Raw genomic sequence first — 11,158 nt, 5'->3', positions numbered from 1 at the left:
ATGACCGACCCGCGCTGCCCATGGGCGCTGAGCTCCGCGGCGATGGGGGCGTACCGCGACACCGAGTGGGGCCGTCCCTCGCACGACGATCGGCACTTGTTCGAAATGCCGCGAGCACGGGTGACCACGACCGGCGCGAAACAGCGGGCGCCTCATCCGCGGCCGGCCAGCGCCGCGTTGAGCTGGACGACGTTCACCCGCCGCTCGCCCAGGAAGCCGAGGACGCGGTCCTGGACATGGGCGGTGACGAGCGCGTGCACGGTCGCCGGACGCAGACCGCGCGCCCTGGCCACCCGGTTCACCTGCTCGTAGGCGTACGCCGCGGAGATGTGCGGATCCAGGCCGGAGCCGGAGGCGGTGACCGCGTCCGCGGGGACGTCCCCGGGGGCGACACCGTCGAACCGCGCGACCGCGGCGCGCCGCGCCTCGACCGTCCGCACCAGGACCGGGTTGTTGGGGCCGAGGTTGGAGGCGCCGGAGGCCAGCGGGTCGTATCCGCCGGCGGACGGACGGGGCTGGAACCACGCGGGATCGGGCCGGGGCGCCCGGCCGGAGCCCCCCGGGCGCTCCCCGGGCAGGGCGAAGTTCTGGCCGAGGAGGGTGGAGCCCATGACCGTGCCGTGCCGGGTGATCCGTGAGCCGTCGGCCTGGTACGGGAAGGCGCCCTGGGCCACGCCGGTGACGGCCAGCGGATAGAGGGCGCCGGTGACGAGGGTGAGCACGATCAGGATCCGCAGGGCGGTCAGGTGGTTGCGGACCACGAGGGGAAGCGACTTGGCCATGGTGGCGCCTTCTGCCAGACCGTCCTGGCGGGTCGTCGGTCAGCGCAGTCCGGGGATGAACTGGACGACCAGGTCGATGAGTTTGATGCCGAGGAAGGGCAGCACGAGCCCGCCGAGGCCGTAGACCCGGATATTGCGGCCGAGCAGGTCCGTCGCGGAGGAGGGCCGGTAGCGGACACCGCGCAGGGCGAGCGGGATCAGCGCGACGATGATCAGCGCGTTGAAGATGATCGCGGAGGCGATGGCCGAGGTCGGGCTGTGCAGCCGCATGACATTGAGCCTCTCCAGGCCCGGATGGACCACGGCGAACATGGCGGGGATGATGGCGAAGTACTTCGCCACGTCGTTGGCGATGGAGAAGGTGGTCAGCGCACCGCGGGTGATGAGCAGCTGTTTGCCGATCTCCACGATCTCGATGAGCTTGGTGGGGTTGGAGTCCAGGTCCACCATGTTCCCGGCCTCCTTGGCGGCCGAGGTGCCGGTGTTCATGGCCACGCCGACGTCCGCCTGGGCCAGTGCGGGGGCGTCGTTGGTGCCGTCGCCGGTCATCGCCACCAGCTTGCCGCCCGCCTGCTCGCGGCGGATGAGCGCCATCTTGTCCTCGGGCGCGGCCTCCGCCAGGAAGTCGTCCACCCCGGCCTCGTCCGCGATGGCCCGCGCGGTGAGCGGATTGTCGCCGGTGATCATGATCGTGCGGATGCCCATCCGCCGCAGCTCCTCGAACCGCTCCCGCATACCGTGCTTGACCACGTCCTTGAGGTGGATGACCCCGAGCACCCGGGCGGCCGTGCCGGTGTGCTCGGCCACCACCAGCGGGGTGCCGCCCTGCTGGGAGATCCGGTCCACGACCGCCCGGACATCCGGGCCGGACCGTCCCCCGTGGCCGGCCACCCACTCGGCGACGGCCGAGGCGGCGCCCTTGCGCACCTGGCGGCCCCCGATGTTCACCCCGCTCATCCGGGTCTGGGCGGTGAAGGGCACGAACCGGGCCTCGCCCAGCTCGCCCTCGTCCCGCGCCCGCAGTCCGTACGTCTCCTTCGCCAGGACCACCACCGAACGGCCCTCCGGTGTCTCATCGGCGAGCGACGACAACTGGGCGGCGTCCGCCAGCTCTTCGACCGCGGTGCCGCCCACGGGCAGGAACTCGGCGGCCTGGCGGTTGCCGAAGGTGATGGTGCCGGTCTTGTCCAGCAGCAGGGTGTTGACGTCCCCGGCGGCCTCGACGGCGCGGCCGGACAGCGCGAGGACATTGCGCTGGACGAGGCGGTCCATACCGGCGATGCCGATCGCGGACAGCAGCGCGCCGATGGTGGTGGGGATGAGCGCGACCACCAGCGCGACGAGGACCACGATGGACTGCTCGGCCCTTGCGTAGATCGCGAACGGCTGAAGGGTGACCACGGCGAGCAGGAAGATGATGGTGAGCGAGGCGAGCAGGATGTTCAGCGCGATCTCGTTCGGCGTCTTCTGCCGCGCCGCGCCCTCCACCAGCGCGATCATCCGGTCGATGAACGTTTCCCCCGGCCTGGAGGTGATCTTCACGACGATCCGGTCCGACAGCACCTTCGTACCGCCGGTGACCGCCGAGCGGTCGCCGCCGGACTCGCGGATCACCGGCGCCGACTCGCCGGTGATCGCCGACTCGTCGACCGAGGCCACGCCCTCGACCACATCCCCGTCCCCCGGGATGACCTGCCCCGCCTCGACCACCACCCGGTCGCCCAGCCGCAGCTCAGCGGCGGGCACCTCCTCCTCCGCCACCTCCACCGCCCCCGGCCGCCAGTCCACGAGCCGGCGGGCGACCGTGGCCGTCTTCGTCCGCCGCAGCGTCTCCGCCTGGGCCTTGCCCCGCCCCTCGGCGACGGCCTCCGCGAGGGTGGCGAAGAGCACGGTCAGCCAGAGCCAGACGGTGATGACCCAGGCGAAGACGCTGGGGGTGCGGCAGGCGAACGCGGTGGTGAGGAGCGCGCCGACCTCCACCACGAACATCACCGGGTTTCTGACCATGCCCCGCGGGTCCAGCTTCCTGGCGGCGCCGGGCAGGGAGGCGATCAGCTGCCCGGGGTCGAGCAGACCGCCGGAGACGGGACGGGACGGTGCGGACATCACTGGAGCCCTTCCGCGAGCGGTCCCAGCGAGAGAGCGGGGAAGTAGGTGAGGCCGACGACGATGAGGACCACGGCCGTCAGCAGACCGACGAACTGCGGCCGGTGGGTGGGCAGGGTCCCGGCCGTGACCGGCACCGGAGCCTGCCCGGCGAGCGAACCGGCCAGCGCCAGGACGAACACCATCGGCAGGAATCGGCCGAAGAGCATGACCAGGGCGAGCACGGTGTTGTACCAGGCGGTGTCGACGGAGAGCCCGGCGAAGGCGGAGCCGTTGTTGTTGCCCGCCGAGGTGAAGGCGTACAGCACCTCGGAGAAGCCGTGCGGCCCGGGATTGAGCATCCCGGCGCGTTCCCCCGGCCGCGCCATCGCGAGACCCGCGCCGATCAGCACCACCGCCGGGGTGGCCAGGATGTACAGGGAGGCGAACTTCATCTCCCGCCCGCGCAGCTTCTTGCCCAGGTACTCGGGGGTGCGCCCGACCATCAGCCCGGCCACGAAGACCGCGACGACCGCGAGGACGAGCATGCCGTAGAGGCCGGATCCGGTGCCGCCGGGCGCGATTTCGCCCAGCATCATGTTGAGGATCGTCATCCCGCCGCCGAACGGCGAGTACGAGTCATGGGCGGAGTCGGTCGCGCCGGTTGAGGTGAGGGTGGTGGCGGCGGCGAAGAGGGCCGAGGCCCAGACGCCGAACCGCTGCTCCTTGCCCTCCGCCATGCCGCCCGCCGCATGGCCCGCCCGGCTGCTGACGCCGTGCAGTTCGTTGACGGTGACGACGGCGACCGAGGCGGCCCAGATCAGCGCCATGACCGCCACGATCGCGTACCCCTGCCGGTGGTCGCCGGCCATCCGGCCGAAGGTGCGCGGCAGTGCGAAGGCGATCGCCAGCAGCAGATAGATCTCCAGCCAGTTGGTGAAGGCGTTGGGGTTCTCGAAGGGGTGGCTGGAGTTGGCGTTGTAGAAGCCGCCGCCGTTGGTGCCCAGCTCCTTGATGACCTCCTGGGAGGCCACCGGGCCTCCGACGACGCTCTGGTGCTCCCCGGCGATGGTCGGGATCGACTCCACACCGTGGAAGTTCTGGATCACACCGCCCGCCACCAGCACGATCGCGAAGACGAACGCGAGCGGGAGGAGGACCCGCAGCACGATCCGCGTCAGATCCACCCAGAAGTTGCCGACTCGGTCGGTCTCGGTACGGGTGAAACCGCGGATCAGCGCGGCGACGACGGCGATGCCCACGGCCGCCGAGACGAAGTTCTGCACCGCGAGCCCGGCCATCTGCACCAGATGCCCCAGGGCCGACTCGCCGGAGTACGACTGCCAGTTGGTGTTGGTGACGAAGGACGCGGCCGTGTTGAAGGACTGGTCCGCGGGCATCGGCGGTCTGCCGAGCGACAGCGGCAGATGGCTCTGCAGCCGCAGGAATCCGTACAGGAAGAGCACCGACACCGCGGAGAACGCGAGCACCCCGCGCAGATAGGCGCTCCACCGCTGATCGGCGTTCCCGTCCACCCCCGCCAGCCGGTAGACCAGCCGCTCGGCGCGCAGATGCCGGGGCGCGGTGAGGACGTGGGCGATCGCGTCGCCCAGCGGCCGGTAGGTGAGGGCCAGCGCCGCCACCAGCGCCAGGACCTGGAGCCAGCCCGCGAGGGTGCCGCCCACTAGAACCTCTCCGGGAAGATCAGGGCCAGCACCAGATAGCCGAGCAGGGCGGCGGCCACGATCAGCCCGACGAGGTTGTCGGCGCTCACAGCCGCTCGGCGCCTCTCCCGACGGCGCCGATGACGGCGAACACGGCGACGGTCAGGACGATGAACACCACATCTGACATACGGACACCACCCCGGGCGGCTGAGGGTCGTAAGGGCGTGACCGCTCACCACCTCGGCCACCGACGACCCTTGTTAGCGCGACCCCGACGCCCCGCCCGAGACGTCGGCGGTGTCCCCGCGCAAATCAGGCCGATGGAGTGAACGGGCGGTGGCCCGGGGCCCCCTCCACACCACCGGCAGCCGGAATTCCCGGCACCGGGCGCCCGGGGCTCGACGCTCCCCCGACACCGGCCGCGTAGGTCCGTCAACGCCGCGTCAATCCCCGGGGGCGGGGCGTCAGAGCGGCGACAAGGCCCATGGCTCGCGCCGCCGCGCCGTGCGAGGTTGGGATCTCGCGGCGGAGAGAGCCGCGGAACGGCCGCTCAGCGGTGTGAGGTGTCAGCGCGGTGTCCAGCACCATCGCCGCTGGACACCGCGGCCCGGTGCGTTCACGGTGCCCGGCACCGTACCTGAGTGCGCGTCGGTCCCCGTGGGAACGCCGCCTTCCGCCCTCCCCGCTCTCTCCGCCGCGTACCACCGGCCCCGGGGGCCGGGCACCGGGCACCCCGAGGAGGGGCGGCGCGACAGCCGCCCCTCCTCGGGGCACGGGGCATGGGGCTCGGGGCATGGGGCATGGGGCATGCAGCATGGGAGTGCCGTGTCACGGGAGCGGCTGCCGCTCGGCGCGGCTGCCGCTCCCGTGGCCACGGGTGGCTACAGACCGACGTCGCGGCCGCGGATGTCGTCCAGCGACTCACGCCGGATCAGCAGCCGCGCCCTGCCGTCGGCCACTGCGACCACCGGCGGGCGGCCGACCAGGTTGTAGCCGGATGCCATGGACAGGTGGTACGCGCCGGCCACCGGTACCGCGAGCAGATCGCCGGGGCGGATGTCGCCCGGCAGCTCCGCCTCGCCCGCCAGCACGTCCCCGGCCTCGCAGTGGCGCCCGGCCACGGTGGCGGGGGCGGGCGGCGCCGTGCCCGCGCGGCCCACGAGCCGGGGCGCGTAGCGCACTCCGTACAGCGCCGGGCGGGGGTTGTCGCTCATCCCGCCGTCCACGGCCACGAAGGTGCGGTGTCCGGTGCGCTTGACGGCCAGGACCCGGTAGAGCGCGACCCCGGCCGGCCCGACGACGGCACGGCCCGGTTCGATGATCAGCCGTGGCACGGGCAGTCCGGCCGCCGCGCAGCCGTCGGCGAGTTCGGCGCGCAGCCGGGGCCCGAGCGCGGCGATGTCGAGGGCGGGCTCGCCGGGGCGGTAGGCGATGCCGTGCCCACCGCCCAGATCCAGCTCGGGGAGGGTGACCCCGTGCTGGTCCCGGACCCTGGCCAGCAGCCCGACCATGCGCCGTACCGCCGCCAGATAGGGCTTGGCGGAGGTGATCTGGGAGCCCAGATGGCAGTGCAGGCCCACCAGTTCCAGGCGCGGCTGGTCGAGGATCCGGGCGATGGCGTGGTGCGCCGAGCCGTCGGTGAGCGACAGGCCGAACTTCTGGTCGTCGGTGCCGGTACGGACCTTGGCGTGGCCGCCCGCGGCGATGCCCGGCGCGACCCGGACCATGACCTTCTGGCGGCTGCCCTCGGGTACGGCGACGGCCAGCCGGGCGATCTCCGAGGGGCTGTCGATGACGATGCGCCCGACCCCGAGGCGCAGGGCGGTCTGGAGGTCGTACGGGCTCTTGGCGTTGCCGTGCAGCACGATGTGCTCGGGCGGGAAACCGGTGGTGACCGCGAGCTCCAGCTCTCCGGCCGAGCACACGTCCAGGCCCAGGCCCTCCTCCTCCGCCCAGTGCGCCATCGCGCGGCAGAGGAACGCCTTGGCGGCGTAGAGGACGGCGGTCTCCGGGAAGGCGTCGCGGTAGGCGCGGCAGCGGGCCCGCACCTCGGCCTCGTCGAGGAGGTACACCGGGGTGCCGAAGCGGTCCGCGAGTTCGGTGAGCGACACTCCGCCGACGGCCAGGTCGCCATCGGCGAGCGGGACGGTGGAGGCGGGCCAGACGGACAGCGCGCCGTCGCGGGGCGGGGTGTGGGGCGCGGGGTGCGCGGGGCCCGGGATCAGTGGCGTGACCATGGCGTCCTCCCTCAGCCGAGCCATGCGCCGAGAACCCCGGCGAGCGCCGCGACCCCCGCCACCCGCATGGCACCGACGGCCCGCGGGCGCCATGCGGACGTGGTGACGCGGCGGCGCGGAGGCGCCGATGGTGCCGGTGGTGCCGATGGTGCCGGTGGCGCCGGTGGTGTGAGTGCGGGTGTGGTGGTGTGGCGGTGTTCCGGGGTCGGGGGTGTGGCGGCGAGGGCGGTGGCGCTGCGGCACTCCGGGGTCCGAGACGCGGGCGTGGTGGTGTGGCGGCGCTCCGGGGTCGGGGGTGTGGCGGCGAGGGCGGTGGTGTGGCGGCGCTTCGGGGTCCGAGGCGCGAGGGCGGTGGTGTGGCGGCGCTCCGGGGTCGGGGGTGCGAGGTCGCGGACCGTGAGCCGCGGGTCCACGGTGAGCGAGACGGCGCCGAGCGGCTCGGCGAGGGCGCGCAGCGCCGGTTCGCCGAGCCGGACCCACGGCTGCCGGGCGCCGAGGACCGCGGCCAGCCGCCGCCGGGTGGAGAAGCCGACCGCGGTGCGGCCACCGTGCGGCGTACGGAAGAGACGCACGGCGCAGCCGGCGGGTCCCGGCCGGACGGGGACGTACAGGACGCGTCCCCGTCCGGCCGGGACGGGTTCGTCGGGCTCGGGGTCGTCTCCGTACAGACGGTCGTTCATGACGTGCCTCCAGGGGCGAGGGGAGGGCCCCGCACCGGACAGGGGGACCGGAGCCGGGGCCGGGACAGGACGCTAATTCCCGCGCCCCACCCCGGGGCCCCGTCCCTGACGGGACGCTGACGCGGGGACGGGAAGTCTTGACGCGACGCTGGCACGGCCCCCCCGGGCGCACCGACGCCGGCACGGCCCCCCGGGCGCACCATGGAAGTGCGAGAGGCGTGGCCGCGGCAGGGTGCACAGGAGGCCGTCGATGACACGCGGACGATTGCGGATCCATCTCGGGGCGGCGCCCGGGGTCGGGAAGACCTACGCCATGCTGCGGGAGGGCCAGCGGCTGCGCGCCCAGGGCGCCGACGTGGTGATCGGCCTGGTCGAACCGCATGGGCGGCGGCCGACCGCGGCCCTGGCCGAGGGGCTGGAGACCGTCCCCCGGCGCACCCTGACGCACCGGGGAGCCGCCTTCACCGAGCTGGACCTGGACGCGGTGCTGGCCCGCCACCCCCAGGTGGCCCTGGTCGACGAGCTGGCCCACACCAACGTCCCCGGCTCGCGCAACACCAAGCGCTGCCAGGACATCGAGGAACTCCTCGACGCCGGGACCGATGTGGTCACCACCCTCAACATCCAGCACCTGGAGTCACTGAACGACGTCGTACGGCAGATCACCGGCGTCGTCCAGCACGAGACACTGCCCGACGAGGTGGCGCGCCGCGCCGACCAGATCGAGCTGGTCGACCTGTTGCCGGAGACGCTGCGCCGCCGTCTGGTGCACGGCGACGTCTACCCACCGGATCGCGTCGAGGGCGCCCTGACCCACTACTTCCGGCTGGGCAACCTCACCGCGCTGCGCGAGCTCGCGTTGCTGTGGCTCGCCGACCGGGTCGAGGAGGGGCTGCAGCGCTACCGCGCCGAGCACGGCATCACCGCCCCCTGGGAGACCCGGGAGCGCATCATGGTCGGCCTGACCGGCGGCCCCGAGGGCGAGACGCTGATCCGCCGCGCGGCCCGGATCACCGCCCGGACACCCGGCAGCGAACTGCTGGCCCTGCACGTGGCCCCCGGCGACGGGCTCGCCCAGCCGACCCCGGGGGCGCTGGCCGGGCTGCGGGCCCTGGTGGAGTCGCTGGGCGGCAGCTACCACCAGACCACGGGTGAGGACGTCCCCGAGGCGCTGCTGCGGTTCGCCGAGGCCGAGAACGTCACCCAGATCGTGCTGGGCGCCAGCCGCCGCGGGCGGTTCTCGCTGCTGCTGCGGGCCGGTGTGGGACAGCGGACGATCCACGGGTCCGGCCCCATCGACGTCCACATCGTCACCCACGAGCAGGCCGCCGGGGCCGCCTCGCCCCGGCTGCCCCGGCCGCCGCGGGGCACCGGACCGGCGCGGCTGTGGTCCGCGACGGCCGGAGCCGCGGTGCTGCTGCCCCTCCTCACGCTGGTACTGATCGCGGTGCGCGACCGGGTCGGTCTGCCCGGCGCCCTGATGAGCTATCTGCTCGCCGTGGTCGTGGCCGCACTCGTCGGCGGTGTGTACCCCGCGCTGGCCACGGCGGTCGTGGCGGGGCTGCTCGCCGACTACTACTTCACCTCGCCGCTGCACTCCCTGAAGGTCATCCGCCCCGTCGACATCGTGGCGCTGGTCGTCTTCCTCACCGCCGCATGGCTGGTCGGGGCCGCCGCGGGCACGGCCGCCCGCCGCACCAGACAGGCGCTGCGCGCCACGTCCGAGGCACGCGCCCTGAGCCGGCTCGCGGCCGCCATGGCGCGCGGCCAGGATCTGCCCGCCCTGCTGGAGCAGGTGCGGGAGTACTTCTCCCTGACCTCGCTCAGCCTGCTCCAGCGCGAACCGGGCCATGCCGCCGAGCCCCGCTGGTACGTCGTCGCCAGCACCGGTGAGCGACCGCCCGAGCGGCCCTACGAGGGCGAGGTGGAGGCCCCCATCGCCGACGGCCTCACCCTGGCCGCCCGCGGCCATGGCCTCAGCGGGGACGACCAGCGCATCCTCACCGCCTGCGCCACGCAGATCGGCATCGCGCACACCCAGGGCCGGCTCACCCGGCACGCCGCCGAGACCGACACCCTCGCCGCCGCCGAGCGCACCCGCGCCTCGCTGCTCCTCACCGCGAGCCACGATCTGCGGGCGCCGCTGCGCGCGGCCGAGGAGGCGCTCGTCCGGCTGCGCCCCGGCTCGGCCGCGGAGATCCGGCGCGTGGCCACCGCCCGGTCGGCGGTGCGCCGCGCCACCCAGCTCCTCACCGACCTGGACGACCTCGGCCGGTTGCACGCCGGGGCGCTGGACCTCTACCTCCGCCCGGTCGACCTGGACGAGGCGCTGACGGCCGCGCTGGACGACCTCGGGACCGGCGGCCACACCCTCGTCCTGCGGCTTCCGGAGCAGCCGCCGTACGTCCTCGCCGACGCCGCGCTCCTCACCCGCGTCCTCACCGCGCTCGCGGCCGACGCCCTGCGCCACAGCCCGCCCGAAGCGCCCCCCACCCTCACGGCCGAGGCCCGGCGGGGCCGTCTGAGGATCCGCATCACGGACGGCTCCGCGCCCGGGGCGGCCCGCGCCCCCGCCCGGGGCGACACCCTGCCCCTGCGGCTGTCCCGCGACCTCGGTGAGGCGATGGGCGGCACCCTGGAGCACACCACGACCGGCGGCGCCTTCTCCGTGACCCTCACCCTGCCGACGGCCGCGCACCGCGTGGCGCCGTCACGGGCCGGGCAGTGACGCGGCGACTCCGGGCCGCCGCTTTGGTGATCCGCACACCACGTGCCCGGCGGACTTGGCACGGTAGGACCATGACGAGCATTGAGCCGGACACACCGGCCACGGGCACCTCCGAGACCTCCGACGCGCGGCCGCGCCGCGTACCCGTGGCCCAGGCCATGCGGGGCGCCGCCCGGCAGTTGGGGGAGTTGCTGGGTACCACGCCGGAGGCGGTTTCCGCGATGCGGCCGACGCCGGACGGATGGGTGGCCGATGTGGAGGTGGTGGAGCTGGAGCGGGTGCCGGAGACCATGACCATCATGGCCACCTACCGTGTGACCCTCGACTCACAGGGACAGCTCCTCGGCTACGAGCGGCAACACCGCTACGCCCGCGGCCGGCTCGACCACGGACGCTAGACACCGGCGCCGGACCAGGCACGGCCGGTCTTTTGCCGGGTTTCCTCCCATGGCCCCGCGCCGGTGCTGCCCGTGGCGCGGGGCCGTGCCATGCGTGCGCGCCATGTGTCATACGCGCCGACATCGGTGAACGCCCCCGCCACCGCGCCCGTATCAGACGCGGACAGGCGACCGAGCGCGACCGAGAGGAAGCACACGTGACCGTGATGACGCAGACCGGCGGGCTGCCTGCCACCGCATCGACCGGTTCAGGGACCGGAAGCCTCTTCGACATCCTCGAACTCATCCTGGACCGTGGCCTCGTCATCGACGTGTTCATCCGGGTCTCCCTCGTCGGCATCGAGATCTTGAAGATCGACATCCGGATCGTGATCGCCAGCGTGGACACATATCTGCGCTTCGCCGAGGCGTGCAACCGCCTCGACCTGGAATCGGGCCGGAAGGCCCCGGACAAGCTGAGCGACATCGTCGGCAACATCGTCGAGGGCGGCGCCCGGGGCAAGACCGAGGGGGCGATCAGCGGCGCCCTCGGGGCCATCGGCGATGTCTTCGACCGCGACCGCGACGACGAGGACAGGTGA

The 11,158-nt window shown here is 73.5% G+C and carries 9 protein-coding genes and 1 pseudogene; 4 read left to right on the top strand and 6 right to left on the bottom strand.

Going from position 1 to position 11,158, the window contains the following annotated elements; genetic code table 11:
- A pseudogene (locus tag NP777_RS33065) lies at positions 1-69 on the top strand (hypothetical protein); the annotation flags it as partial.
- Between the two features lie 83 nt (positions 70-152).
- On the opposite strand, the gene kdpC reads toward NP777_RS33065, so the two are convergent.
- The 6 genes from kdpC to NP777_RS48630 all read right to left on the bottom strand — a co-directional run bounded on the left by kdpC (position 153) and on the right by NP777_RS48630 (position 7,451).
- Positions 153-782, bottom strand: coding sequence for a potassium-transporting ATPase subunit KdpC (kdpC, locus tag NP777_RS33060; RefSeq protein ID WP_256653851.1), 630 nt, complete (start codon positions 780-782; stop codon positions 153-155).
- A 39-nt stretch (positions 783-821) separates the two neighbouring features.
- Positions 822-2,888: a potassium-transporting ATPase subunit KdpB gene (kdpB, locus tag NP777_RS33055; protein ID WP_256653850.1), complete on the bottom strand. Its 2,067-nt coding sequence runs from the start codon at positions 2,886-2,888 to the stop codon at positions 822-824.
- On the bottom strand, positions 2,888-4,552 hold the full coding sequence (gene kdpA, locus NP777_RS33050; protein ID WP_256653849.1) for a potassium-transporting ATPase subunit KdpA: 1,665 nt from the start codon (positions 4,550-4,552) through the stop codon (positions 2,888-2,890). The genes kdpB and kdpA overlap by 1 nt, the downstream gene beginning before the upstream one ends.
- Positions 4,552-4,641 (bottom strand): K(+)-transporting ATPase subunit F, encoded by a 90-nt coding sequence (gene kdpF, locus NP777_RS33045; RefSeq protein ID WP_078640107.1) that lies wholly within the window; start codon positions 4,639-4,641, stop codon positions 4,552-4,554. Before kdpF ends, kdpA begins: the two co-directional genes overlap by 1 nt.
- A 774-nt stretch (positions 4,642-5,415) precedes the next feature.
- Positions 5,416-6,771 carry a diaminopimelate decarboxylase gene (lysA, locus tag NP777_RS33040; protein WP_256653848.1) on the bottom strand — a complete coding sequence of 452 codons (1,356 nt, stop codon included), beginning with the start codon at positions 6,769-6,771 and terminating at the stop codon, positions 5,416-5,418.
- An 11-nt stretch (positions 6,772-6,782) separates the two neighbouring features.
- Complete coding sequence (locus NP777_RS48630; protein ID WP_391858626.1) at positions 6,783-7,451, bottom strand: SAV_915 family protein; 669 nt, start codon at positions 7,449-7,451, stop codon at positions 6,783-6,785.
- 250 nt (positions 7,452-7,701) lie between these two features.
- Here NP777_RS48630 and NP777_RS33030 point away from each other — a divergent pair, with 250 nt between their 5' ends.
- From NP777_RS33030 to gvpJ, 3 genes are all read left to right on the top strand, one after another.
- Positions 7,702-10,179 (top strand): DUF4118 domain-containing protein, encoded by a 2,478-nt coding sequence (locus NP777_RS33030; protein ID WP_256653847.1) that lies wholly within the window; start codon positions 7,702-7,704, stop codon positions 10,177-10,179.
- A 71-nt stretch (positions 10,180-10,250) separates the two neighbouring features.
- Positions 10,251-10,577, top strand: coding sequence for a gas vesicle protein GvpO (locus tag NP777_RS33025; protein WP_256653846.1), 327 nt, complete (start codon positions 10,251-10,253; stop codon positions 10,575-10,577).
- A 206-nt stretch (positions 10,578-10,783) separates the two neighbouring features.
- A complete protein-coding gene (gene gvpJ / locus NP777_RS33020; RefSeq protein WP_138917512.1) occupies positions 10,784-11,158 on the top strand; it encodes a gas vesicle protein GvpJ in 375 nt (124 codons plus the stop codon).

It is taken from the genome of Streptomyces rugosispiralis (assembly GCF_024505145.1).
In the GTDB taxonomy this organism is placed as follows: domain Bacteria; phylum Actinomycetota; class Actinomycetes; order Streptomycetales; family Streptomycetaceae; genus Streptomyces; species Streptomyces rugosispiralis.
This window is presented reverse-complemented; position numbering and strand designations above follow the sequence as displayed.